The sequence below is a fragment of the Bradyrhizobium sp. AZCC 1588 genome, from assembly GCF_036924735.1.
GTDB lineage: Bacteria > Pseudomonadota > Alphaproteobacteria > Rhizobiales > Xanthobacteraceae > Bradyrhizobium.
Genome location: NZ_JAZHSC010000001.1, coordinates 516,865 through 540,155 on the forward strand (window position 1 = coordinate 516,865; position 23,291 = coordinate 540,155).

A 23,291-nucleotide genomic window follows, 5' to 3' on the forward strand; every position below is an offset into this window, starting at 1 on the left:
AAGCCGAGCGGATGAACCGTCGACGCCTTCACATTCTGGTTGTGTTGCTTTGCACGGGATTGTGGGCAGGCGCGATATGGCTCGGCCATTCGGCCGGCCATTTGCGGTTTCTCGACCGGCTCGAGTCGGCATTGACCGACGTGCGCACGCTGGTGCGCGGCGTGAAGGCGCCGCCGGACCTCGTCACGATCGTTGCGATCGACGACACCATCGTCAAACTCGTCGGCACCTATCCCCTGCCGCGCGCAGAGATAGCCAAGATCGTCGAGGCGATCGCGCGGCTGGAGCCGAAAGTCATCGCGATCGATCTCCTGCTGATCGACAAGGGACCGGCCGACGGCGATGCGGCGCTCGCGAAATCGCTCGCGGCGGGTCCGACGGTGCTTGCAGCGGCTGCGGTGTTTTCGAACACCGTTCAGCCTTCCGCCGACAACGATGGGCCACTGGCCCGCCTGCCGAAGGCCAGCCGCTTCCTGCTGCCGCTGCCGGCATTCGCCGACCGCGCGGAAGTCGGTATCGCCAATGTGGCGACGGGCCAGACCGGCACGCCGCTCTCGGTCCCGATGCTGTTCCGGACGCGCGACAAGATCGAGTTGTCGTTTCCGCTCCGTGTCGCATCGATCGCGATCGACCAACCGCTGACGATCGAGCCCGACCGCCTCAGGTTCGGCGATCGGCCGATCCCGACCGCCTCCCACTATGCGCTGCCGATTTCCTATTACGGCCCACGCCAGACCATTCGCACGATCAGCGCCGCCAATCTGGTCGACGGCCAGATCGACAAGGAAGCGATTCAGGGCCGCATCGTCGTGCTCGGCGCGACCGCAACCGGCGCCGGCGACTTCTTTCCGACGCCGTTCGATTCACTGATGCCTGGGGTGGAAATCATTTCCACTGCGATTACGCATCTGGTCGCAGGCGACGGCCTCGTACGCAACCAAACGGTTCGCATCGCCGGGGCGATCACGGCGATCCTGCTCCCGATGTTGCTGGTCGGTTTGCTGGTGTGGCGGCGAAACCCGATCGGTCTCGTGGCGGTCAGCGCAGTCGTGCTGGCATGGGCGACCGCGAACACGATTGCTTTCGCGCACGGCATCTGGCTCGACGCCGCAACGACCATTACCGCGGCGGCGCCGCCGCTCATGCTGTTCGGCGCGGTCCAGCTATGGTCGGGCCGACGCAGCGCCCAGCATCTCGCCGTACAAAACAGGCTGCTCGAACAATTCCACACGCCGGGCCTGCAGGAATGGCTGACACGCGATCCTGACTTCCTGGTGGCGCCGGTCCGGCAGAATGCCGCGGTCGTGTTCGTCGATCTCTCTGGCTTTACCTCGCTCAGCGAAACGCTCGATCCGGATGCCACGCGGGGGCTATTGAAGGAATTTCACGCGCTGGTCGACAAGGAAGCGACGCGATGCGGCGGCATGATCACGAGTTTTCTCGGCGACGGCGCCATGATCCTGTTCGGCCTGCCGAAGCCGGCCGAGGATGACGCTACGCGCGCGGCACAATGTTCGATCGCGCTCTGCGTCAAGACCGACCGCTGGATCGAAGCGTTGCCGCCACCGATCGCCGTGCGGATCGGCTTCAAGATCGGCGCGCATTTCGGGCCGATCGTCGCCTCACGGCTCGGCGGCCGTAACCATCAGCACATCACCGCGACCGGCGACACCGTCAACGTGGCGAGCCGGCTGATGGAAGTGGCGGCCCGCCACGATGTCCGGCTGGCGCTCAGCGACACGTTGCGCACCGCAGCCAAACGCAGCGGCGCGCGGCTGAAAACCGGAAGCCTTGCCGGTCCCGTCGAAGCGCAGATTCGCGGCCGATCAGGCTCGCTCGCGGTCTGGCTGTGGCGGAGCGAACGCCCCACGCTGGACCAACGCACGCATCGCGACGCCGCCGAGTGATTGACCCACGCGTCCTATCGCAATTCCGGCGGCGGCGTGCGGTCGAACACGTCGCCCTTCGGGCCTTCCAGCACATCGAGGGCATAAGTCTCGATCAATAGTGGGCCGCGCTTCCGCTGGATCTCGCCGACCCGCTCGATACGGGCAAACCTGTCCTTCAGATAGGGCGTGTCGCCAAGCAAGGCGTCATACACATATAGCAATTTGCCGGCGAGCTGCGCACCATCAGGTTCGGGCATGTTGACCCAGCGGATGCGCAGGTTCTGTTGCGCCACGCAAGTGCCCTTCGGCAGATGGAAGGCTAGCCAGGCGGTGGTGCCGTAATCTGACGCAAGCACGCATGTTGCGCCGACGCGCGCCCTCACCGCCTCAATTCCTTCGGCCGTTTCGCGCCAGCCGATGCCGACGCTGCGCACCGTGGGATCGCGGCGATAACCTGACAGCACGCCGGTGTTGGCCTGCACGACCAACAGCGCAAATAACAGGATGCCGCCCGGCACTGCCCAGCGCCGGCAGAAATCGGCCAGGCGCTGCCAGCGCGGCTCCCACTCGACCAGATGGGCGGCGACGGCGGCGGCGATGGCAAACGCCGGGTAAACCGGCGCAAACCAGTTCGCCTCGACGCGCGCATGCAGCGAATGCCAGACGAAATAGGCGACGATGATCCAGAACATCGCGTTGATCAGCGCGCGCGCCGGCAGCGCACCGGCGCGTCGACGAAATAGCGCGTAAAGCCCCATCGCGCCGAGCACCCACACCAGCGGCGTCGCGAACGCGATCTGCGTCGGGATCAGTTCGGCGATGAAGACGGGCCGAAAATCCTCGATCCGCGCCCGTCCCATCTGCTTGATGAAAGACACCCAGTGGTGCTCGGCGTTCCACAGAATGACCGGCGCAAACAGCGCTAGCGCAACGAGCCCACCGAGATAAAGCCAGGGCGAGACCAGCCAGTGCCGCAGTTTGGGAACCGCGATCAGCCAGATCAGGATGGCGGGTCCGAAGAACAGCGCGGTGTATTTCGACAGCAGCGCGCAGCCGGCCGCTGCGCCGACCGCCAGCCACCACACGCCGCGGCCAGTCTGCAGCACCTTGGCGAGCGCAAACAGCAGGAGACTGGACGCCACCAGGAGCGGCGCGTCCGGTGTCACGATCATGGTGCCGACGGCAGCCATCAGCGTGATGTTCAAAAGGATCGCCGACGAGGCCGCCACGCGCCGGCTGCCAAACAGGATGGCGCCGGCCTGATAGATCGCCCAGCTCATCGGCAGCGCCAGCAGGATCGAGACCAGCCGCACGCCAAACTCGGTATCGCCTGCGATCAGGGTGCCGAGTCGGATCACAACGGCGACCATCGGCGGGTGATCGTAGTAGCCGCCGGCAAGATGCTTCGACCACATCCAGTAATAGGCTTCGTCGAAGGTGATCGGCGTGAACGCCGCGGCGATCAGGCGCAGCGCGATCAGCGCCAGGATCGCCAGACCCGTGTTGAGGGCAACCCGCGCTTCGCTCGAGGTCATCTTCCGACTATCGCCTGCGCCAGACGAACAAACCGGACATGGCGTAATTCCAGACCACGCCCATCAGCGCGCCGGCAAGCCCCGCGAGCCACCAGATCGGCTCCTGCTCGAAGATCGAGAACGCCACCCCGACGTTGGCAAGCAGGCCGACGCCGCACACCAGATAAAACAGCAGCAGGCCGCGCAGGATCGCAAATCCCTTCAGCCGCTGGTCGCGATAGGTGAGGAAATTGTTCAGAATGAAATTGCTGGTCATCGCGACCAGCGCACCAATGGCCTGCGCCTCAGCGAACCGGGCATTGAAGATTTCGTGCGCGATGAACAGCGCCACGAGATGTACGACAAGGCCCGTGCCCCCGACCATCGCGAACAACAGGAAACGCAGTGACACCACGTCATGCGTCAGCTTCGCCAGCACCAGCCCGAGGAAGTCCAGCGCCACCATGGAATCGAGCTTGCTCTCGCCATGCTGACGCGAGCCGAAGGTATAGGGAATTTCGACGGCGCGCAGCTTGCCCTGCGCGGAGGCGACGATATCGAGCAGGATCTTGAAACCCTGGGTCGAGAGCTGCGGCGCCAGTTGCTCGAAACGATCGCGGCGAATCATGAAGAAGCCGCTCATGGGATCGGCGATCTCGACCTTCAGCGTGCGCTTAGCGACCTCGGTCGCAAGCTGACTGGCGCCTGCCCGCTGCTTGTTGAAACTGTCGGCGCTGCCGCCCTCGATATAGCGGCTGCCGACCACCAGTTCCGCCTCGCCGCTTCGCAGCAGCGCAACCATCTTCGGCAGTTGTGCTTCGTCGTGCTGCAGGTCGGCGTCGATCACCGCAGCATAAGGCGCGCTCGATGCCAGGATACCCTCGATGCAAGCACCTGACAGTCCACGTCGCCCGATCCGGCGGATGCAGCGGACGCGGGAATCCTTCCGTGCCAGCCCCCGCACCACTTCCCAGGTTCCGTCGGGGGAATTGTCGTCGACAAAGACGACTTCCCAAGCGATGCCGGCCAGAGTCGCCTCCAGCCGCCGGTACAGCACGGTCACGTTGTCGCGTTCGTTGAATGTCGGGACGACGACCGAAAGCTCAGGCAAACCGGCCTGCGACGGGGTTTCGGGGCCCGGTTTGATGGCGTCATTCATGGCCGCCAGCGTATATCCGCAGCCGTCCCACATGCCAAGGCGGGGGTTCCGGAACAGCCACTCAATCGGGGAAAACGGCCTTAAAAAGGAGTCTAAAATGCCAACGACCACGAACAGAGGGCGCGCGTACATCCGGCGCAGCCAAACAATTCATGGTCGTTCCAGCGCCGGAGCCTTGAAGCGTCAACGTCGCCGTTGAACATAACATGGGAACACCGCCCTCGTTCCGCAAGGGGCGGCCTGTCTCTCCTAATTCGGCACTTCCCGAATCACCGGCCCGCTCGGCGCTGGCGCCGCAGGAGCCTGCTGCACCGGCGCCGGTTGCTGGATGCTGGCCGGCTTCGCGGGCTTTCCATATTGGCCGATCGGCCCGTAGGCAACGGCGACCACCATCACGATCGAGGCGACGATGGCTCCCAAAAGACCGGCGAATGACTGCGAATTCATCTCAACGTTCCCCTACGCCTGACCGGGAACTGATATCATGGAAAAAGCGCGGGGCGGAATAGTCCCTACGTCGACCATCGAGAAAACCGGCCATCGAGTCCATCTTTCAAAATCTGACCACGCGAGTGCCGCGCAACTGACAAGCAAGAACCGCGATTAGATCGCAAACATGGCGGAGTCTCGACCTTTGATTTGACAGGGAATAGGGGAAGCAGATGTCGAATACAGATCAGGGCAAGCCGACCGGGAAATCCGGACGGCGCAACCGGAAGGGAGAGCGGGGTAAAAAGGCCGCTCCCCAAGAGAACCCGACGGTGAGCCCAACAGCGAGCCCGGCGCCGGTTGAATTGCAAAGCCCGGATCAGGATCCGCCGCTGCAGCCGCAGCCGGCTCACGCGGAAAGCCCGAAGGTCGATCAGCCGGCCGTCGACGAACCAGCCGTCGCCGCATCGCCCGAGCCGCAGCCGACCGCGGCACCCTCGCCGGCCGAGCCCACGCCAGCCGAGGCCGCATCGATCCCCTCTGCGCCAGTCGAACCCGCGGCGGAGCCTGCGCCGGTCAGCCTGCAGACCATCGCGAACGCCTATCGCGACTACACGAGGAAATCGCTCGAGGATTTCGGGTCCTTTGTCGAGCAACTCAGCGGCGTTCGCTCGCTCGACAAGGCGATGACGGTTCAAAGCGAATTTGTGAAGCGGGCTTATGAGACGTCAGTGGCCGAGTCGCAGAAGATCTGCGAACTCCACAACCGGCTTGCCAAGCAATCGCTGCAGCCGTTTCAGGGCCTGGTCGGCAAGGCGCCGGAGAGACATAACAAGCCATAACAAGCCCTGGGCGCGTTGAAACTACGGCTTTTGCGTAGAGCGAAAGGGAGAGGCTCCGGTTTTCCGGAGCTTCTTTTTTTCGAAACATGCTCCACGAGACCGCGCGTTTGGATTCCGAAAGCCTTGCCGCCGGCTGCGACAACTGGCCAACCAGAGCCGATTTGGCTAACATCCGCCAGCCCTCCCCCTTTCCGAAGAGTCCTCCAGTGAGCAAGCCCTCGAAGTCGACCGCAACCAGCAGCGGCAACATCTATATCGGCATCGGCGGCTGGACCTTCGAGCCGTGGCGCGGCGTGTTCTATCCGGAGAAGCTAGCGCAGGCGAAGGAGCTGTCTTACGCCGCCTCGAAGCTGACCTCGATCGAGATCAACGGCACCTATTACGGTTCGCAGAAGCCGGAAAGTTTTCGCAAATGGGCGCGTGAAGTGCCCGACGGCTTCGTGTTCTCGTTGAAGGGACCGCGCTTCGCGACCAATCGTCGTGTGCTGGCGGAGGCCGGCGATTCCGTAAAGCGCTTCTACGATTCCGGCGTGATGGAGCTTGGCGACCGGCTCGGCCCGGTGCTCTGGCAATTCGCGCCGACCAAAAAATTCGACGGGGCCGATTTCGGCAAATTCCTCGAACTGCTGCCGCGCAAACTCGACGGTCGCGCGCTGCGCCACGTGGTCGAGGTGCGGCATGACAGTTTCTGTGTGCCGGAGTTCATCGCCTTGCTGCGACAATTCGAGACGCCGGTCGTATTCGCCGAGCACGGCAAATATCCCGCGATCGCCGACGTCGTCAGCGATTTCGTCTATGCGCGCCTGCAGAAGGGCAATGACGAGCTCAAGACCTGCTATCCGCCGAAGCAGCTCGACGCCTGGGCCAAGCGGTTTCAGGCCTGGGCCGCCGGCGGCGAGCCCCACGACCTGCCGCGCCTCGACAAGGCCGAGCCGAAGAAGATGCCGCGCGACGTGTTCGCCTATGTGATCCACGAGGGCAAGGTGCGTGCGCCTGCGGGTGCAATGGAGCTGATCGAGCGGGTGAAGTGATCCTCAGTCGAGCTTGATGCCGGCCTCGCGGATCAGTTTCGTCCAGGTCTCGTATTCGGACGCGACGAACGCATCGAGCTTGTCGTCCGGCAGATCCCACGGCTCCCCGCCGCTCTTCTCGAAACGCTCCTTGAGTTCGGGCAGCGAGGCACGGATTTCGCGGCGCAATTTGGCGATGACCTCCGGCGGGGTCTTGGCAGGTGCAAATATCCCGAGCCAGGAATCGACATCGAGGCCGGACACGCCGGCCTCAGACATCGTCGGCACGTCGGGAGCCAGCGGGCTTCGCTTCGACGATAGCACTGCAATGCCCCGCGCCTGCCCCGATTGCACGTAAGGCAGCCCGGCGGCGATTGAGTCGAAGAACAGGTCGATGCGGCCGGCCAGCAGATCGGTGAAGGCCGGCGGAGACCCCTTGTAGGGCACCTCCAGGAATTTGACGCCCGCAGCCTTCATGAAGGCAGCCGCTACCAGTTGCTGGCCGGTGCCGACGCCTGCCGTCGCGACCGAGATCGAGCCCGGGCTCGCCTTTGCGGTGGCGACGATGTCCGCCAGCTTGCCATGCGGCAAATCCTTACGGCCGACCATGACGTAGCCGAACTTATAGACCAGCGCGACCGGCACGAAATCCTTGCGCGGCTCGTAGCCGAGCTTCGAATACAGCGCCGAATTGAATGCCATGTTGGAGAGCCCGCCGACCACCAGCGTGTAGCCGTCCGGCTCGCTCTGGCTTGCGGCCTGCGTGCCGACGACGGTGCCGGCGCCGGGCTTGTTCTCGACCACGAACGCCTGCCCCATCCGCTTCGACAGCGCGTCCGCCACATACCGCCCGACCAGATCGTAACTGCCGCCGGGCCCGATCGGGACGATGATCTTCACCGGGCGATCGGGATAGCTTGTCTGGGCGTGCGCTGCGGCAATGCCGCCAACGACAAGCGCGAGCAGCCCTGCCAGCGTCCGGCAAAATCGGTTCATCGTGTCCCCCGTGCATGCGGGCCTTCGACAGGCTCTTTGCAGGGACTATGCGACATGCCGCGCCCGGCGGCAACGCGGCATATGGAAATCATCCGCGCACGACCCTAGCTTTCCCGATGACAGATCAACGCACCGGATATCGACATGGCCCGCAAGACCAAACGCCTCTTCACCATCGGCTATGAGCAAACGCCGGCGAAGGCCGTGCTCGACAAGCTAGAAGCGTCGGGCGTCAAACTCTTGGTGGACGTGCGCGCCGTTGCTTCCTCGCGGCGGCCGGGCTTCTCCAAAACTCAGCTCGCGGCCGGCCTCGACGAGCGCGGCATCTCCTATCTGCACCTGAAGGGGCTGGGAACGCCGAAGGAGGGCCGCGAGGCGGCGCGCAGCGGCAAGTTCGATCTGCTGCACAGGATCTATTCGGCCCACCTCAAGACGGCACAGGCGAAGGAGGAGCTCGACGAGCTGTCGGCGCTGGTGCGGAAGTCGGGTCCGGTGTGCATTCTCTGCTACGAGCGCGACCACACCCATTGCCACCGGCAATGGATCGCCGAGATGATCGAGGACCGAGACGGCGCGAAGGTGGAGAATCTGGTCGCGCCACAGGTTTAGCCTCTCGCCGTCACTGCGGGGAGCCAACGGGTCGCAATGACGGTGTGGCGATGTTTTCTCCGTCACCCCTTCCCATCAAGCCAGAACGTTCCTTCCATCATCTTCACGCAGCTACCGCCGACATGAATCGAAGCCAACGCGCCATTCTCTTTGCGGACGCGCGTCAGCAACAGGCTTGGCCGGCCCATGTCGATGCCCTGCCCGATCCGCAATTTCAATTCGCCGTCTCTGGCATCGTCGAGATCGGCAAGCAGCGCCGCGCAGGCGGCCGTCGCGCTGCCGGTGGCCGGGTCTTCGGACAATCCACTGGCGCCCGGATGAAACATCCGCGCCTGCAAGTCGCATGGCTTTTCACCGGCCGGCACGTCGCGCGTATAGAAATAGACGGCGTCGCTGCCGTCACACGGGAAGGTGTTTGCGAACGCGGCGGCATCGGGCCTCGCTCGCCGCAGCGCTTCGCGGGAGGCAACTTCCACCGCGAGGAAGGCCAGGCCGACCGAGATGACCTGCGGCGGATGACGGTCGGTCTTGACGTCATTCGCCGACAACGAGAGACAGGCCGCCGCTTGTTCGACACTGACATGCGACATCCGCTTGAGCGGCTGCGGCGCCGTGAATTCGGTGCTGACGACCTTGCCCTGCTCGGTCACGATCTCGACCGGCACGATCCCTGCCCCCTCCTCGAACAGCAATCGCGCCGGCGGCTTGGCCGCCAGCATCGCCAGCACGAAGGCCGTGCCGACATTGGGATGACCCGCGAAGGGTAACTCCCTGTTCACGGTGAAGATGCGAACCTGCGCGTCGTGGGCTTTGTCGGCCGGCGGCAGCACGAAGGTCGTCTCCGAATAGTTGAACTCGGTGGCGATCGCCTGCATCTGTTCGGTCGACAGCCCGCCGGCATCAAGCACGACGGCCAGCGGATTGCCGCCGAAGGCGCGGTCGGTGAAAACGTCGACAGTGATGTAACGCCGCTGCATTCTTTCTCTCCCTATGCCAGCCGCCACACGGCCATCGGCCGCTCATAGCCCCTGACCTCCACCTCGCCGAGCGAGACGGCATCGCGGCACGCTTCGCCCAGCGCGTCGCGAACCGCTTCGGAGATCAGGAATTGCGAGTTGAAGTCCTTGTTGAGCGCTTCGAGCCGCGAGGCGAAGTTCACGGTGTCGCCGATCACCGTGTATTCCTTGCGCCGGGGCGAGCCGATGTTGCCCGCGACCACCTCGCCGAGGTGAATGCCGATGCCGATGCGCAGCGGCCAGCTTGCCGCCTCGTTAATCCGCGCATTGGCTTCCAGCATTTCGCGCGCCGCGGCGACCGCGCGGTGCGCTGGGTCCGGCGCCTGCAGCGGCGCGCCGAACAACGCCATGAATCCGTCGCCCAGAAATTTGTTCACGATGCCGCCGTGCCGATCGAGAATGTCGACCAGGACGGCAAAGGCGCCGTCGAGCCGATCCACCACCTCCTGCGGTGTGCGCGTGCGTGCGCCGGCGGTGAAGCTGCGAAAATCGACGAACATGACGGCGACGCGGCGGATATCGCTGTCGGCTTTCGTGCCCTCGGCCATCAGCCGCTCGACCACCTGCGGCGAGACGTGCTGGCCGAACAGGTTGGTGATGCGGTCGCGCGCGGTCGCGGCCTTGATACTCGCCTCGAACTGCCGCCGCAACTGGTGCCCGACGGCGCCAGCCAGCAAGCCGCAGATCAGGAGGATCAGGCTGCGCGCGGCGTGATAGTAAATGCTGGGCTCGGCGTCGCCCGTGGGCGGATGATAGAAGATCGCCATGCAAAACAACTGAACGGCGGCGACCGCGCCGGTGAAAGTGGAGAGCCAGAAATCCAGCCGCAGCGTGGAGAGGATGATGAAGATGAAATAGGTCATCGGCACCACGAAGCCGAGCGCCGCGACCGATCCCATGCTGTTGATGTGCAGCGCCAGCGCGATCGTCGGCATCGAGGTTTCGATCAGCGCGCCGAGGTAGCGCCGGAAGATCGGCAGGTCGCGCCCCTGACGCATATGGCGGGTGATCGCGCCATGCACCCACAGTTCGAACAGGATGAACGGCACGAGGATCGCATAGAGGTATTCCGGCTTCAGATTGCCGTGCCAGACGCGGCTGACCACGTCGGACGCGAAGAAGTAGACCGTCCAGAGGATCAGGGCCAGCAACACGGTAGTCGCGATCAGCGCCTTGATCCGCAGCAGCTCGGTCGCCATGACCTCGCGCATCAGTGCGCGCTGGAAGTCAGCGGAAACTCCGGTGTCTTGGTCGCTTTTCCTCTTGCCCCAGAACTTCACTTTCTTCTTCCCCTGTCATTCCGGGATGGTCCGAAGGACCAGACCCGGAATCTCGAGATTCTCAGGTGCGCAATTGCGCACCATAGTTCGATGCTGCGCGTCGCCCCGGAATGACGATACGCATATAATCTCAATCGAGCGTGCGACGGAAGCGTGTCACGGCGATCGTCATTGCCACCAGCATCAGTACAATGAGTGCAATCGTGTCGTATTGCAGGTTGGAAGGAGCCGCGCCCTTCAGCATGATGGCGCGCACGATGCGGATGTAATGGGTCAGCGGCAGTCCCTCGCCGAGATACTGCGCCCAGACCGGCATGCCGGCGAACGGAAACATGAAGCCGGACAACAGAATGCTCGGCAGGAAAAACATCATCGACATCTGCATCGCCTGCAACTGGTTCTGCACGATGGTGGAGAAGGTATATCCGATCGACAGGTTGGTGGTGATGAACAGCGTCGTCAGCGCCGCCAGCAGCGCCACGCTGCCGAGAATCGGCACCCCAAACAGCAAGGTCCCGATGCCGACGATCAGCGAGGCCTGGATGAAGCCGACGATCACATAGGGAATGATCTTGCCGAACATCACCTCCACCGGCCTGATCGGCATCGACAGCAGGCTCTCCATGGTGCCGCGCTCGATTTCGCGCGTCACCGACAACGCGGTGAAGATCAGCATGGTCATGGTCAGGATGGTGCCGACAAGGCCCGGCACGATGTTGAGCCGCGATTCCGCGGCCGGGTTGTAGCGGGCATGCGCCCTGATCTCGAACGGCATCGCGGGCGGATCGCCGATGTGGAGGTCGTGCGCGAGCGCGGTCTGCACCACTGCACCGAGCGTGCCCAGCGCGGAGCCGGCCGCGACCGGATCGGTGGCGTCGGCCGCGACCAATAGCGCCGGGCGGTCGCCGCGCCGCACCGCGCGCTCAAAGCCGCGCGGGATCTCGACCCCGAACAGCACCTTGCCCGACTGCAGGAGATCGTCGAACTCCGCGACGCTGTGCACTTCGCGGGTGAAGCGGAAATATTTGGTATTCTCCAGCGCCTTCAGCACCGAGCGCGCCAGATCGCTGTCCTCCTGGATCAGCACCGCGGTCGGCAGATGGCGCGGCGTGGTGTTGATGGCATAGCCGAACAGCAACAACTGCATGACCGGGATCATCACGATCATCGCGAACGAGACCCGGTCGCGGCGGAGCTGGATGAATTCCTTGACCAGCATCGCATAGCTGCGCCGCCAGAAGCCGAAGGCCGGCTCCGGCACGTCGCGATTTTGGCTGGCAGCATCGGTTGCACTCATTGGAAATTGTCCTTTGAGCGGTTCATGAGATCGATGAACACGTCTTCCAGCGACGGCTCGCTGTCCTCCCAGCGCCATCCCCTCTTATCGCGATAAGGCGCGATGGTTGCCTCAAGCGCGGACTTGTCGCGCCCTGAGACGTGCAGGCTGGTGCCGAACGGCGCCACCATGTCGATGCCGGGCTTGCCTGCGAGCTCGGCCGCAAGCCCGTTGAGATCGTCGCCGGAAACCGTGTAGGTCGACAACGCTGATTTCGCGATCACTTCGTCGACCGTGCCGTGCGCCAGCAGGTGGCCATAGGCGATATAGGCGATCTCGTGACAGCGCTCGGCCTCGTCCATGTAATGGGTGGAGACCAACACCGTCAGGCCTTCGGCGGCGAGCGCGTGGATCTCGTTCCAGAAATCGCGCCGCGCCTTGGGATCGACGCCGGCGGTCGGCTCGTCCAATAGCAGCAGTTGCGGATTGGGCAGCGTGCAGGCGCCGAGCGCCAGGCGCTGCTTCCAGCCGCCGGACAGTTCGCCGGCAAGCTGCTCCTCGCGGCCGTTCAGGCCGATCCGCTGGATCATGTCACGTGCAGCGCCGCGCGCGTCGCGCAGGCCGTAAAGCCGCGCGACGAATTCGAGGTTTTCGCGCACTGACAGATCCTGATACAGGCTGAAGCGCTGGGTCATGTAGCCGACCAGGCGCTTGATCTTGTCGGCGTCGCGGCGGATGTCGTAGCCGAGGCAGGTGCCCTCGCCGGCATCGGGTGTCAGTAGCCCGCACAGCATGCGGATGGTGGTGGTCTTGCCGGAGCCGTTCGGCCCGAGAAAGCCGTAGATCGAGCCGCGCTTCACCTGCATCGAGAGGTCATGCACGACCTCGCGGCCGCCGAACGATTTCGACAGCCCGTCGACCTTGATGGCGATATCCGCGGCAGATGTCGTCGAAACCGAACTCATTTCTTCTCCGCTACCGGCCTCCGGGCGTTGAGGAATACGCTGATCGGCTGGCCAACGCGCAAGACGTCCGGCCGGCTCGGCCGCGCCTGGATCAGGTAGACCAGCTTGTTGCGCTCATCGAGGCTGTAGATGACCGGCGGGGTATATTCCGCCGTCGTCGCGATGAAGTAGATTTTTGCGGTGAGATCGGCCGCGCAATTGTCGCAGGTCACCTTCACCTCGTCGCCGATCGCAAGCTTCGGCAGTTCTGTCTCCGGCACGAAGAAGCGAATCTTCATGTTGCCGGGCGGCATGATCGACAGTACCGGCCGCTGCGCCGGCACCATTTCGCCTTCGCGGAAATAGATCTGCTGGATGGTGCCGCCGACCGGCGCAAAGCCGCTCCGCCGCGCCAGGCGGGTCTGCGAGGTGTTGACGCGGGCTTCCGCGACGCGCAATGCCGAGGTTGCCGAATCGAGGTTGGCCTGCGTGCCGGAGCCGGTCTTGCTCAGCGACGCCGCGCGGTCATAGGTCTGCTGCGCATTGGCGAGTGTCGCCTTGTTCTGATTGAGGTCGGCCTGCTGCAAATCGTCGTCGACGGTATAGAGCTGCATGCCGGGCTTCACCTCGTCGCCCTCGCGCACGTTAAGCTTGGTGACGCGTCCGGTTTCGTCGGGGCTGACAAAGATCATGTCGGCCTCCACCCAGCCCTGGAAGCCCGGATCCCTGCGCTCATTGCAGCCTGAGAGCACGGCAGCGAGCGCCAGCGCGGCCAGGATCGCTATCATTCGCGACGAAGTCATGCCGTCCTCCGTTCGCCAAAAATCAGATCGAGATGCACGCGAAACATTTCGAGGGCATCCAGTGGCGCATGTCTGCTGAAAAGGCTCTGCCAGATCACGGCGATGAGCGCGGGCGCCACCATGATTTGCGGAAACCGCGCCAGGTTCTTGTGTTGGATCTCACCACGCGCGATGCCGAGTTCGATCAGCGCGCGCATGCCCGCGAGGCCTCGCGACACCACTTCGCGGTAATAGAAGTCGGCGACCTCAGGAAATCGCGGGCCTTCGGCAACGATCAGCCGCACAAGGTCGCCGCGCCGCGTGGCGGCCACCTCCTCGATGAAGGTTTTGGCAAAGCCCTCCACCATGTCGCGCACCGATGCTCCGGGTTGCGGGGGCGTCGCCCAGAGGCGGGTGACCAGCGGCACGATGGCGGTCCGGATCAATTCCTCGAACATCGATTCCTTGTCCTTGAAGTGCAGATAGATCGTGCCCTTGGCGACACCGGCGCGTTTGGCGATGTCGTCGAGCCGTGTCGCCGCAAAGCCGCGCGCGATGAATTCGTCCATCGCAGCCGCGATGATGGCCCCGCGCCGCTCGGCCGCGCGTTCGGCGCGGCTGGAAGCCGGCAGCGGTTTCGAGGACGCCGACGCTTTCGCCCCGGTCCGGCGATTGGCCGGCTTCGGAGCCGATTTCCTGGCGGTTTTGGTGGCTTCTTTTGTCATGCTTCATTTATGACTGACCGGTCAGTCATTGTCAACTGGAACCAGAAAGCGACCTTTCACATGGGCGTGACCCCGGCTGGAGATCCGCTCGATCGCGCTGCCCTTTCGGAGGATGTTGCGCCTCGCCAAAGGAGTGTCACATCCCATGCATGCGGGATGTCGCAGTGGGCAGCATTCCTTATGTCAGCGCGACCTCAGCATAATCGCTAGGTAGCCCGCATGAGCGGAGCGATATGCGAGTCTTGACCCGGATGTCGTCGCGGAAATTTATCGTCGGGGTCCACATTCGCGCGCGGCCCGTCCAGGCCGTGCTTGCTTATCAAGGCACAACTGAAGTGGCCGTCAGGTTTTCCAGCTCAATGGCCCTGGCGATCAGCTCGGTTGACGTCCAGTTGCGCGTGAGCCAAATGGTCAACGCCGCGCCAGACAAGTGCCAATATCGATGATCGCTCAAGTGGTTCATATTATGAGAGCGTGCAATGATCCAGGCGATCCGAGTGCTTGCGCTTGGGCGTACTCCTTGAAGAAAATAGGAGTATTGCGAGATCGGATCGATTTGGACAGGTTGAGATAACCGTAGTTTCCTAAACAAGCTATCTACCTGCTCCGCGGTGGCCGTGTGCGTGGCTGGCGTCGGGCGGCCTTCGATCTCGTTGAGTGCAATCCAATAAATCGGCCATGGCGCGGCTGCAGCGACAGAAAGCGTTGTCACCATTAGCACGATCGCGATCGAGCTCCGCCGTCTCGTCATTATTCCCCAAGCAGCCCGTAGCCCACATGGGCGAAGCGACATGCGGGACCTGACCCGGATGTCGCTTCGCTCATCCGGACCTACGCTTACTCTCTCCCGACCGGCCCACTCACCCCTTGCGCATTTTGCTGAGCAGGTAGTTGTCGTAATAATTTTCCGCGATCTGCGTATAGAACAGCACTTCCTTCATGTACGCGTCATGGCTCTCCTTGGTCTTCTTGAACAGCGGGCTCTTCTCGGCGATCTCGTTCAGATGGTCCTGCGTGGCCTTGTAGCAGGCTTCCAGGACCGGCTGCGGAAATGCGCGCAGCTCCGCGCCGTTGGCGACGAGTCGCTTCAACGACGCAGGATTGACGCTGTCATATTTTTCGATCATCCACGCGCCGGCTGCCGAAGCGGCCTGGTTGAGGATCGCCTGGTATGGCTTGGGAAGCGCATTCCACTTCTCGTCGTTCACGGCCATGTGCAGCATGGCCCCGCCTTCCCACCAGCCGGGGAAGTAGTAGTACTTCGCCACCTTGTAGAAGCCGAGCTTCTCGTCATCGTAGGGACCGACGAACTCCGCGGCATCGATCGTTCCTCGCTCGAGCGCCGGATATACGTCACCGCCCGCGATCTGCTGCGGCACGACGCCAAGCCTTGCGAGCACATGGCCGCCCATGCCTGCGATGCGGAATTTCAGGCCCTTGAGATCGTCGACCGTCTTGATCTCCTTGCGGAACCAGCCGCCCATTTGCGTACCGGAATTGCCGCACAGAATCGCGTGCGCCTTGAAAGGCTTCAGCGCCTCGTTGCAGAGATCGGCGCCGCCGCCGAACGTCCACCAGGAGTGCTGATGGCGATGGTTCATGCCGAAGGGCGCGCCCGTCGCATAGGCCAGCGCCGGCTCCTTGCCGATGTAGAAATAGAGCGGCGTCTGCGCGATCTCGACGGTCGAGGAGCTCACCGCATCAAGCGCCTGCAAGCCGGGCACGATCTCGCCTGCCGCAAAGGTCTGAATCTGAAACTTGTTGTCGGTGGCATCAGCCACGTATTTCGCGAAAGTCTGCGCCGTGCCGAAGATGGTTTCGAGCGACTTCGGAAAGCTCGAGGTCAAACGCCATTTGATCTCGGGCGCTGCTTGCGCGATCGCAGGTGCCGCAACCAGCGTCGTCGCGCCGACCACGGCGCTGCCTTTGAGGAACGTACGGCGTTTCATGATGTGCTCCCTCAATGAAAGTCGATTAGCGGAAGGCAAAGAGCCTTCCCCGCCCGTTTGACCTCATCATAACGGACTTCGAGACATGCGTGGAAGCACAACCTCACCGTTATCAGGCGAATTGCCGCTTGAACCGCCTCAATCGGACCAGCATTATTTATCTCAGGGGTGCCGTCTCCAGAGCGCCCTCTCCTGGGAGGTTACAGATGAAAGCATTCACATTGGGTGCGGCGATCGCGCTTGCGTTTTCCGCCGCTGCCTACGCGCAAGCACCAACCTGGACCGTTCCGTCCGAAAGCCAACGCTGTCCGTCGAAATGGGGCGCGGCCGACGAGCGCGGTTCGGCCAATCACCAGAAGCCCGCGGCCGTGATGAACGCGGCGAAGCTGATCAAGACCGGTGAGGTGATCGAGCTCGCGCACGTGCTCGGTCCCAGCATGGCCTTCTTCGGAACGCGGCGCTTCGACATGCATACCAAGCGCACGTTCATGAACCAGTTCTCCAACATGCGTGGCTCGAACGAAGAGATCATCATTACCGAGCTTGGCCAGGTCGGCACGCAGTTCGACGGCTTTGCGCACCAGACCCATCTCAATAGCTGGTACAATTGCCAGAAGGTCGACGAGAACTCAGATCGCACCGGATTCAAGAAGTTCGGAATCCATAATGTGGGCACGCTGTTCACGCGCGGCGTGCTGATCGACGTCGCGGGCTTCAAGGGCGTCGAGATGCTGGGCGACAATTACGAAATCACCGTGGAAGATCTGGAGGGTGCCCTGAAGAAGCAGAATCTGACGCTGCAGCCCGGCGACGCGGTAGTCATCCACACCGGCTGGGGCAAGCTTTACGGCAAGGACAACCCGCGCTACGTGAAATCCTGCCCAGGCATCGGCGTGCCGGCCGCGCTCTGGTTAGCCGCAAAGGACCCGATGCTGCTCGGCGCCGACAACTGGCCGGTCGAGGTCTCACCTAACCCCGACAAGCAATTGTCCCTTCCGGTGCACCAGATTGCGCTCGTGGTGAACGGTATCCATCTGTTGGAGAATCTCAAGCTCGACGAACTCGTGCAGAAGGGCGTCGGCGAATTCGCCTTCGTGATGCAGCCGCTCAAAATTCAGGGCGGCTCCGGCTCCACGGTGTCACCGATCGCGGTGAGGTAGCGGCTTAGGACAACCGGTAGCCCGCATGAGCGAGCGATATGCGGCTGGGCCCTTGCCTCGGTTCTGATCAAACCAGAACCGAAGCTCAGGATTTTGTCGTGGCGCGTCTGTTCACGCCAACCGGGCTACTCCTCGGTCGGGCCCGGAAGGAGACGGCGAAGGCGCTGGGCTTCGTGCCACGCCGCAAGACCCTCCTTCCCAAGGCGCGCGAGCCTGGTTGCCAACTGCACGAGGATGAGTGTGATCATGGCTGCCGCCCCGCTTTAGCAAGCAGACGCCCGGCCTGATGCTCGGCGTCGTCAGTCGGTTTGAACCCGCGGGCGGCAAGGTGCTGCGCAACGACACGGTCAGCCCGCCGCTGACGGGCTTCGATTTGAACGCGCAACAATCGGGTGAAGAACGAGGGCTTTCCGGTCGGGGCAGAAAACCAGGCCCCAGTGGTGAGTGCGTTCGCCATGGATGGCTCCTTTATCGGAGTTGTCCTTGGGCGAATTTCCTTCCCTGATGCGAGAGATAGGTATTGGTGCCAACAAATGCGAGACCAAATAGCTCGCACTCATGCATCAATTTTGCACCTCGCCGCGCAAAATGCCCGGCGCAATCACATGGCTGTAGTATCAAATACGCATGTCCGCCGACCCAGGCGAATCGTCTGATCTGCGAGATCACTGGACGAAGTGTGAGTCGCGAGCGCTCACTTCGCGAACGGGTTCACCCAGCCTCCCCGGCCCGCCGGCGCGCGCGGCGGATAGGCCGTCTCGAGATAGCTCAGGACCTTTTCGCGGTCCTTGTCGTCGAGCGGCGGCATGTTGTGGCGGCGGATCATCAGGTTGACCGAATCCTCCCACTGCGCGCGCGTCATGCCCTGCTGCGCCACCAGGCGGAAACCGTGGCAGGCGGTGCAGGCGTAGAAAGTCTCATCGCGGCCGGGACCTGCGGGAAACTCCTCCGGACTTTCCTCGCGTGGCGCAAACGCTGTCTGCGCCATGGCCGGCACGATCCAGAGCGCGCCGGCCATCGCGAACCACACCAAGCGCTGCATCATCCGACCAGCACGGCGATGCGGTGCATGGCGTTGCCGCCATAGCCTTGCGGATTCCAGAAGCCGGCCTGATGCGGCTGCATCGCGCCCTTGGAATCGGTTGCGCGCGCCCAGATCTCGAAATAGCCGTCACTCGGCAGTTTCAAGGTCGCGGTCCAGCGCTGCCAGTCATATTTGTTCTTCGGCTTCTCGAGCGTGGCCCGCTGCCAGCTCGCGCCGAAATCGGTGGAGATATCCACCTGCTTGACGGTGAGATCGCCGGCCCAGGACGCGCCGCGCAGCTTCAGCTCCTTGGTGCCGGCCGCGAACTTGGCGCCGTTGGCCGGATTGGTAATGATCGAGCGCACCGGCATCGATTCCAGGATGCGGAAGTTTGCCGGATCGGCCTTGCCGCCGGGCACCATCGGCTTGATCGGCGTGCGGTAGGAAAACTCCGTCATGCCGGGGCCGTCATGCTCGCGGTCGCGGATGGTGATGCGCGTCAGCCATTTCTGCGAGGCCGAGCCCGACCAGCCGGGCACTATCAGGCGCACCGGTCCGCCATGGATGTTCGGCAGCGGCTTGCCGTTCATGGCCCAGACGATCATCGTGTTGGAGTCCATCGCCTTCTCCAGCCGCACGCCGCGCGAGAGGCTCGGCTTATTGGCATCGCCCGACAGATGAAGATCGGCCGCATAATGCGCGGTGTATTTTGCTGATGGCTTCAGGCCCGCCTTCTTGAGCAGATCGGCGAGCGGCACGCCGGTCCATTCGGCGCAGCCCGCCCCGCCATTGGTCCACTGGTTGCCGCGCGCCGGCGGCGAGAATCCGGCACGGCCGTTGCCGCCGCATTCCAGCACCATGCGCCGCGTCACGGCCTTGTATTTCGATTTCAACTCGCCGAGCGTGATCTCTATCCTGTTGTTGACCTCGCCATCGATGGTGATCTTCCAGGCGTCGGGATCCTTCGCCGCCTCGGGGATCTGCCCGTTGTTGCGGATGTAGAATTTCTCGATCGGCGTGGTGTCGTCGTCGAGCAGGCTTTCCGGCGTCTCGGCGACCAGTGGCCGCTCGCCGAGCACGACCAGCCCCTCGCTCTTGCCGGGATATTTCAGGTGTTGCGGTCCCTTGGCCGGCGCGGGCGCGGCGGCCGACGGGGGCGCGGCGGCCGGAGCGGCCTGCGCTTGGGCCTGAGGGATTCCGCCGCCGTTGCGCGAGAGCGGCATCGCGCCTCCGATGACGGCGCCGATCGCAGCCAGCCCTGAACTGCCCAAAAATCTGCGCCGGCTGGTATTGAAATTGTTGCCATTGGGCGCATCGCGCCCGGACTCCCGCGACATGATATCCTCCCTCATTGCCCTATGCCGGGCTTTTTGGCCGCAGTTCCCCTCGGGAAACCCGGCTGGCGGGAGTATTCGCGTTTTGCGGCTTTGCCGCAAGACGGCCTGGAGGAGCCGCCGCGCAGGATCGTGCGCTTCGAGGCGTCCGGCATTGGCGTCAATTTGTCGCTCGACAGGGCCCACAAACCTTGCGAGATTCGCAAGATGCGACCGCCGCACAAGGAAGGCGGGACATGCCTGTCGTCAGACTTGCATTGCTCGCAACTTTCTGTACTGGCAGCAATCATCACCACCGGTCGCCGAGGGGCAGGTATCGTCGGCTATCGAGGCATCGCCCGATAGCTGCCAAGTCAAAGTTGGAAACAGCGGAGACCTGCCATGACTAGTATCCAAGAAGCTCCGAGCAAGCTCGTTCTGAAAGCAGGCTCGACCACGCTTACGTTCGACAAGGATTCCGGCAAGGCGATACTGCAGCAAAAAATGTTGCTGTGGAACAAGAAGCCTGTCGAGTTCGCGCTCTCCGAAATCGACGACATCGCGGTGAAGTCCGACGTGGACAGCCTTTCAGGCGCACCAATCCACCACAGCGTCATGCACAGGCGCAATGGCGAGATCACCGTCCTGACCACCGAGGAAGCCAACGACGCTGCCGAGACGGTCAAGAAGCTGCGTGGATTTGTTGGACTGCAGAGCTGAGGCGCATGACGGTTGCCGCTCCGGTGTCCGCTCTTCTTCGGACACGACGGGGCGATGTCTGACGGCACCATTTCTGTCATTGGGACAAGCTGACATTGTCACCGCTCCCGATGGGTGTCCGCTGGTCGCACGGTCACATCCAAGGAGCAACAACATGACCCCACACATCCCCGAGAAAATTTCTAGCGGATTGATCGACTGGAATCCCTCCCTAATCGCGGGCAACACGATGCCGCCTCGAGATCCTCCTGATGAAGACGATGAGGACGAAGAGGAAGAGGACGAAGAAGAGGGCGCAGACGAAGCACCGGTCATACGTGAGCCGGACGAAGACTAAGCAGGATACTTGCACATCAGAACGAACGCCCGCCGACCGCTCTGAACTTATCGGTCGATTGCTCTAGATATGAAACTTCAGCCCGTCGACGATCTTGTCGATCACTTTGCGCTCGGCACGAACAGCGAAGCCGACCAGGTTGAGCTCGGCACGGATCACGCAATTAACCACCCGCGGTTGGCAGCGTCATGCGTTGACCATCGTGTCCGAAGCGCACTTCATCAGAAGCCACGCCCGGCTCAGCCCAGGCGCACGCCTGTTCTCAGCGTGTATCGACCCTGTAAGCCACAACAGTGCCTTCCATCATCATCGGGATCATGACGGTACCATCCGGCCCCATCCCAAGATCAGCGCTCCCCTTCGCAAGCGGAAGGAGGCGCGTTGCTGTGCCATTGCTCGCGATGCGGAACAGCCCGCCGGTCATCCAATCGGTGACGAGATAGCCGTCCTTGCCATCGGGTTCGACGCCGTCGAGATTGCCGACTGGTGCCGAGCTTCCTAGATCAGATACTTTCTTCGTCGCGAGATCGACCGTCTTCATGCGGCCGGGCACCTTCGTCGAGAAGTCGGGAGCCATTTTGCCCCACGACGCAACCACAAGCCGGCCGTCCTCGGCGAGGAGCCCGTTCGGATTTTCGAGCGCGTCATCCTGCATCAGGAGAGACAGCTTGCCGCCGTCGAGCACCCAAATGCTGTTTGACACCATATCGGAAGCGTAAATCCGTCCACTCTTGTCAGCGGCGAGGTCGTTCAAAAACTTGGATCCGGGTGCCTCGAACCGGTTCAGGACTTCGCCCTTGGCGGGGTCGATTTCCGCAATCCGGTCCACGTCTGCGACGTAGAGCTTGCCATTGGCAAGCGCGAGCCCGGTCGGACTATCGAGTCCCTTGACCCACTCGATTGTTACGACCTTCCCATCCGGCCCGAGCTTTGAAACGAAGCCGTTGCCATCCTTTTTCATCGGATCGCCGTTGACGTTCGACACATAGACGGCCCCCGCAGTTCGGTCGAAGACCGCCGATTCGGGGTTCTTGAAGCCACTCGCCTCCCACAGCTTCTGAGGTTCCGCGGCGCCGGCGCTGAAGGTAAGAACAGCTAACATTAATGCGGAGAGCTGAGGTGTCCTCATGGTAGCCTCCTCGTGCTGCCCCGACGAACGAACAAGTCTGTTACGGCAGATGTTCCTCGGCTCTTCTTTGAAATTGCGCAGCCGAGTTAGTCGGGGCAGATGCGGTCTGACTTGGTCAATCGCAGTGGCTGTCCTGAGGTCACTCGTTATTCTATTACCTCTTCAACGAGGCCAGCCTGGCGCAACGCCGGGCCAATAGCTCAGGCTTTCGAAAACGCCTAGCTGTGAAACTTCAGCCCGTCGACGATCTTGTCGATCACCTTCCGCTCGGCGCGCATCGCGAGCCCGACCAGATTGAGCTCGGCACGGATCACGCCCTTAAGCACCTCGCGGTTGGCGGCGTCATGCGTGGTCTTGAACATGTCCTCGGTATAGACCGCGGGCGTGACGTTGCGGGCGAGCGAGCGTTCCAGCGCGCGGGACAGCGCCGGCCGGTCGGCGCCGTAGATCAGGATCGGCTGGCCGATCAGCGACAGATATCTGGTGCCTGAGCCGTCGCCATAGGGCTCGCCGATACATTCGGGGAAAGCGGCGATGCCGCCGGCCAGAAAAGACGCGACATTGAGCTTCTGCCAGGCTTCGAGATCGCTCCGGATCACGACCGCGATCTTGGTGTCGAATTGCATGAGAACTCCCGATGTCATTCCGGGATGGTGCGCCAGCACCAGACCCGGAATCTCGAGATTCTCAGGTGCGCAATTGCGCACCATAGTTCGGCTCTGCGAGCCGCCCCGGAATGACAATAGCAAAAATCACCCCTTGGCGTCGCAGGCCCAGGCGCGGATCACGCATTCCTTGCCGCCGAATTCATAGCATTTCTTTGTTGCGGCGTTGAGCGAGCTCGAAATCTTCGGCTTTACCGCGTAGCCGTGGGGACCGCAGGGATTGGTCATGTCGATGGCGAACGCGGCGCAGGCGCGTTTCATGGTAATCGCGGTGCAGGTGCCCTTGCACTGCTTCAGCGCCGCGGTGCGCGCGTCGGCCTCGGCGGCATAATCATAGGCCTGGCCGTAAGCACCGCACTTGCCGATCGCGACCGCGCCGGCCGCCCATGCCCTGGTGATGTAGCTCGAGACGGCCAGTATCAGCGTCAATGCAACGACGAACAGCGCGCGGCGCTGTGCCGCGACAGTCGATACGATCAAAATCCCCTCCCCCGAGGTAACGGATAGAATCTAAGCCGGGGGA

The 23,291-nt window shown here is 62.9% G+C and carries 25 protein-coding genes and 1 pseudogene; 7 read left to right on the forward strand and 19 right to left on the reverse strand.

Annotated elements, in window-relative coordinates:
• Positions 1-11: 11 nt before the first annotated feature.
• Complete coding sequence (locus tag V1277_RS02500) at positions 12-1,907, forward strand: CHASE2 domain-containing protein (RefSeq protein ID WP_334414875.1); 1,896 nt, start codon at positions 12-14, stop codon at positions 1,905-1,907.
• Between the two features lie 14 nt (positions 1,908-1,921).
• On the opposite strand, the gene V1277_RS02505 is transcribed toward V1277_RS02500, so the two are convergent.
• The 3 genes from V1277_RS02505 to V1277_RS02515 all read right to left on the reverse strand — a co-directional run bounded on the left by V1277_RS02505 (position 1,922) and on the right by V1277_RS02515 (position 5,009).
• Positions 1,922-3,424 carry a glycosyltransferase family 39 protein gene (locus V1277_RS02505; RefSeq protein ID WP_334414876.1) on the reverse strand — a complete coding sequence of 501 codons (1,503 nt, stop codon included), beginning with the start codon at positions 3,422-3,424 and terminating at the stop codon, positions 1,922-1,924.
• Between the two features lie 7 nt (positions 3,425-3,431).
• A complete protein-coding gene (locus V1277_RS02510; protein ID WP_334363534.1) occupies positions 3,432-4,562 on the reverse strand; it encodes a glycosyltransferase family 2 protein in 1,131 nt (376 codons plus the stop codon).
• Between the two features lie 249 nt (positions 4,563-4,811).
• Entirely contained in the window at positions 4,812-5,009 is a 198-nt protein-coding gene (locus V1277_RS02515) for a hypothetical protein (protein ID WP_334414877.1), read from the reverse strand.
• Positions 5,010-5,224: 215 nt separating this feature from the next.
• On the opposite strand from V1277_RS02515, the gene V1277_RS34930 reads away from it, so the two are divergent.
• Together V1277_RS34930 and V1277_RS02525 are read left to right on the forward strand one after the other, a co-directional pair.
• Complete coding sequence (locus V1277_RS34930) at positions 5,225-5,833, forward strand: phasin family protein (RefSeq protein ID WP_442894439.1); 609 nt, start codon at positions 5,225-5,227, stop codon at positions 5,831-5,833.
• Positions 5,834-6,039: 206 nt separating this feature from the next.
• Positions 6,040-6,864: a DUF72 domain-containing protein gene (locus V1277_RS02525; protein WP_334414878.1), complete on the forward strand. Its 825-nt coding sequence runs from the start codon at positions 6,040-6,042 to the stop codon at positions 6,862-6,864.
• A 3-nt stretch (positions 6,865-6,867) separates the two neighbouring features.
• Here the strand turns inward: V1277_RS02525 and V1277_RS02530 are convergent, their stop codons facing one another.
• On the reverse strand, positions 6,868-7,839 hold the full coding sequence (locus V1277_RS02530) for a Bug family tripartite tricarboxylate transporter substrate binding protein (RefSeq protein ID WP_334414879.1): 972 nt from the start codon (positions 7,837-7,839) through the stop codon (positions 6,868-6,870).
• Positions 7,840-7,983: 144 nt separating this feature from the next.
• On the opposite strand from V1277_RS02530, the gene V1277_RS02535 reads away from it, so the two are divergent.
• Complete coding sequence (locus V1277_RS02535; RefSeq protein WP_334414880.1) at positions 7,984-8,448, forward strand: DUF488 domain-containing protein; 465 nt, start codon at positions 7,984-7,986, stop codon at positions 8,446-8,448.
• 62 nt (positions 8,449-8,510) lie between these two features.
• Here V1277_RS02535 and V1277_RS02540 read toward each other — a convergent pair whose 3' ends face one another.
• From V1277_RS02540 to V1277_RS02575, 8 genes are all read right to left on the reverse strand, one after another.
• Positions 8,511-9,425, reverse strand: a complete 915-nt coding sequence (locus V1277_RS02540) for a PhzF family phenazine biosynthesis protein (RefSeq protein ID WP_334414881.1) — start codon at positions 9,423-9,425, stop codon at positions 8,511-8,513.
• Between the two features lie 11 nt (positions 9,426-9,436).
• Positions 9,437-10,744, reverse strand: coding sequence for an adenylate/guanylate cyclase domain-containing protein (locus V1277_RS02545; RefSeq protein ID WP_442894440.1), 1,308 nt, complete (start codon positions 10,742-10,744; stop codon positions 9,437-9,439).
• A 130-nt stretch (positions 10,745-10,874) separates the two neighbouring features.
• Entirely contained in the window at positions 10,875-12,041 is a 1,167-nt protein-coding gene (locus V1277_RS02550) for an ABC transporter permease (protein WP_334414882.1), read from the reverse strand.
• Positions 12,038-12,985 carry an ABC transporter ATP-binding protein gene (locus tag V1277_RS02555; RefSeq protein WP_334414883.1) on the reverse strand — a complete coding sequence of 316 codons (948 nt, stop codon included), beginning with the start codon at positions 12,983-12,985 and terminating at the stop codon, positions 12,038-12,040. The genes V1277_RS02550 and V1277_RS02555 overlap by 4 nt, the downstream gene beginning before the upstream one ends.
• Positions 12,982-13,767, reverse strand: coding sequence for an HlyD family secretion protein (locus V1277_RS02560; protein WP_334414884.1), 786 nt, complete (start codon positions 13,765-13,767; stop codon positions 12,982-12,984). Before V1277_RS02560 ends, V1277_RS02555 begins: the two co-directional genes overlap by 4 nt.
• Positions 13,764-14,471, reverse strand: coding sequence for a TetR/AcrR family transcriptional regulator (locus V1277_RS02565; protein WP_334414885.1), 708 nt, complete (start codon positions 14,469-14,471; stop codon positions 13,764-13,766). The genes V1277_RS02560 and V1277_RS02565 overlap by 4 nt, the downstream gene beginning before the upstream one ends.
• A 319-nt stretch (positions 14,472-14,790) precedes the next feature.
• Positions 14,791-15,186 carry a hypothetical protein gene (locus V1277_RS02570; protein ID WP_334414886.1) on the reverse strand — a complete coding sequence of 132 codons (396 nt, stop codon included), beginning with the start codon at positions 15,184-15,186 and terminating at the stop codon, positions 14,791-14,793.
• A gap of 145 nt (positions 15,187-15,331) precedes the next feature.
• Positions 15,332-16,420 (reverse strand): TRAP transporter substrate-binding protein, encoded by a 1,089-nt coding sequence (locus V1277_RS02575; protein ID WP_334414887.1) that lies wholly within the window; start codon positions 16,418-16,420, stop codon positions 15,332-15,334.
• A gap of 206 nt (positions 16,421-16,626) precedes the next feature.
• Here V1277_RS02575 and V1277_RS02580 point away from each other — a divergent pair, with 206 nt between their 5' ends.
• A complete protein-coding gene (locus V1277_RS02580) occupies positions 16,627-17,580 on the forward strand; it encodes a cyclase family protein (protein WP_334414888.1) in 954 nt (317 codons plus the stop codon).
• 244 nt (positions 17,581-17,824) lie between these two features.
• On the opposite strand, the gene V1277_RS02585 is transcribed toward V1277_RS02580, so the two are convergent.
• From V1277_RS02585 to V1277_RS02595, 3 genes are all read right to left on the reverse strand, one after another.
• On the reverse strand, positions 17,825-18,037 hold the full coding sequence (locus tag V1277_RS02585) for a hypothetical protein (protein WP_334414889.1): 213 nt from the start codon (positions 18,035-18,037) through the stop codon (positions 17,825-17,827).
• Positions 18,038-18,274: 237 nt separating this feature from the next.
• Entirely contained in the window at positions 18,275-18,625 is a 351-nt protein-coding gene (locus V1277_RS02590; protein WP_334414890.1) for a hypothetical protein, read from the reverse strand.
• Positions 18,622-19,941 carry a sulfite oxidase gene (locus tag V1277_RS02595; protein WP_334414891.1) on the reverse strand — a complete coding sequence of 440 codons (1,320 nt, stop codon included), beginning with the start codon at positions 19,939-19,941 and terminating at the stop codon, positions 18,622-18,624. Before V1277_RS02595 ends, V1277_RS02590 begins: the two co-directional genes overlap by 4 nt.
• A 378-nt stretch (positions 19,942-20,319) precedes the next feature.
• On the opposite strand from V1277_RS02595, the gene V1277_RS02600 reads away from it, so the two are divergent.
• Together V1277_RS02600 and V1277_RS02605 are read left to right on the forward strand one after the other, a co-directional pair.
• Complete coding sequence (locus V1277_RS02600; protein ID WP_334414892.1) at positions 20,320-20,637, forward strand: hypothetical protein; 318 nt, start codon at positions 20,320-20,322, stop codon at positions 20,635-20,637.
• Between the two features lie 154 nt (positions 20,638-20,791).
• Positions 20,792-20,974, forward strand: a complete 183-nt coding sequence (locus tag V1277_RS02605) for a hypothetical protein (protein WP_334414893.1) — start codon at positions 20,792-20,794, stop codon at positions 20,972-20,974.
• Positions 20,975-21,037: 63 nt separating this feature from the next.
• On the opposite strand, the pseudogene V1277_RS02610 reads toward V1277_RS02605, so the two are convergent.
• The 4 genes and pseudogenes from V1277_RS02610 to V1277_RS02625 form a co-directional block, all read right to left on the reverse strand.
• Positions 21,038-21,171, reverse strand: a pseudogene (locus tag V1277_RS02610) (DUF2000 domain-containing protein); the annotation flags it as partial.
• Positions 21,172-21,236: 65 nt separating this feature from the next.
• Entirely contained in the window at positions 21,237-22,103 is an 867-nt protein-coding gene (locus V1277_RS02615) for an SMP-30/gluconolactonase/LRE family protein (protein ID WP_334414894.1), read from the reverse strand.
• A gap of 218 nt (positions 22,104-22,321) precedes the next feature.
• Positions 22,322-22,729: a DUF2000 family protein gene (locus V1277_RS02620; protein WP_334414895.1), complete on the reverse strand. Its 408-nt coding sequence runs from the start codon at positions 22,727-22,729 to the stop codon at positions 22,322-22,324.
• A gap of 126 nt (positions 22,730-22,855) precedes the next feature.
• Positions 22,856-23,245 (reverse strand): DUF4189 domain-containing protein, encoded by a 390-nt coding sequence (locus V1277_RS02625; RefSeq protein WP_334420262.1) that lies wholly within the window; start codon positions 23,243-23,245, stop codon positions 22,856-22,858.
• Positions 23,246-23,291: the final 46 nt, after the last annotated feature.

Coding starts and splice junctions, on each gene's coding strand:
- V1277_RS02560 (WP_334414884.1), bottom strand. CDS start 13,767: ATGACTTCGTCGCGAATGATAGCGATCCTGGCCGCGCTGGCGCTCGCT.
- V1277_RS02555 (WP_334414883.1), bottom strand. CDS start 12,985: ATGAGTTCGGTTTCGACGACATCTGCCGCGGATATCGCCATCAAGGTC.
- V1277_RS02500 (WP_334414875.1), top strand. CDS start 12: ATGAACCGTCGACGCCTTCACATTCTGGTTGTGTTGCTTTGCACGGGA.
- V1277_RS02580 (WP_334414888.1), top strand. CDS start 16,627: ATGAAAGCATTCACATTGGGTGCGGCGATCGCGCTTGCGTTTTCCGCC.
- V1277_RS02600 (WP_334414892.1), top strand. CDS start 20,320: ATGACTAGTATCCAAGAAGCTCCGAGCAAGCTCGTTCTGAAAGCAGGC.
- V1277_RS02605 (WP_334414893.1), top strand. CDS start 20,792: ATGACCCCACACATCCCCGAGAAAATTTCTAGCGGATTGATCGACTGG.
- V1277_RS02595 (WP_334414891.1), bottom strand. CDS start 19,941: ATGTCGCGGGAGTCCGGGCGCGATGCGCCCAATGGCAACAATTTCAAT.
- V1277_RS02620 (WP_334414895.1), bottom strand. CDS start 22,729: ATGCAATTCGACACCAAGATCGCGGTCGTGATCCGGAGCGATCTCGAA.
- V1277_RS02540 (WP_334414881.1), bottom strand. CDS start 9,425: ATGCAGCGGCGTTACATCACTGTCGACGTTTTCACCGACCGCGCCTTC.
- V1277_RS02565 (WP_334414885.1), bottom strand. CDS start 14,471: ATGACAAAAGAAGCCACCAAAACCGCCAGGAAATCGGCTCCGAAGCCG.
- V1277_RS02590 (WP_334414890.1), bottom strand. CDS start 18,625: ATGATGCAGCGCTTGGTGTGGTTCGCGATGGCCGGCGCGCTCTGGATC.
- V1277_RS02575 (WP_334414887.1), bottom strand. CDS start 16,420: ATGAAACGCCGTACGTTCCTCAAAGGCAGCGCCGTGGTCGGCGCGACG.
- V1277_RS34930 (WP_442894439.1), top strand. CDS start 5,225: ATGTCGAATACAGATCAGGGCAAGCCGACCGGGAAATCCGGACGGCGC.
- V1277_RS02510 (WP_334363534.1), bottom strand. CDS start 4,562: ATGAATGACGCCATCAAACCGGGCCCCGAAACCCCGTCGCAGGCCGGT.
- V1277_RS02570 (WP_334414886.1), bottom strand. CDS start 15,186: ATGGTGACAACGCTTTCTGTCGCTGCAGCCGCGCCATGGCCGATTTAT.
- V1277_RS02585 (WP_334414889.1), bottom strand. CDS start 18,037: ATGGCGAACGCACTCACCACTGGGGCCTGGTTTTCTGCCCCGACCGGA.
- V1277_RS02530 (WP_334414879.1), bottom strand. CDS start 7,839: ATGAACCGATTTTGCCGGACGCTGGCAGGGCTGCTCGCGCTTGTCGTT.
- V1277_RS02505 (WP_334414876.1), bottom strand. CDS start 3,424: ATGACCTCGAGCGAAGCGCGGGTTGCCCTCAACACGGGTCTGGCGATC.
- V1277_RS02615 (WP_334414894.1), bottom strand. CDS start 22,103: ATGAGGACACCTCAGCTCTCCGCATTAATGTTAGCTGTTCTTACCTTC.
- V1277_RS02515 (WP_334414877.1), bottom strand. CDS start 5,009: ATGAATTCGCAGTCATTCGCCGGTCTTTTGGGAGCCATCGTCGCCTCG.
- V1277_RS02550 (WP_334414882.1), bottom strand. CDS start 12,041: ATGAGTGCAACCGATGCTGCCAGCCAAAATCGCGACGTGCCGGAGCCG.
- V1277_RS02535 (WP_334414880.1), top strand. CDS start 7,984: ATGGCCCGCAAGACCAAACGCCTCTTCACCATCGGCTATGAGCAAACG.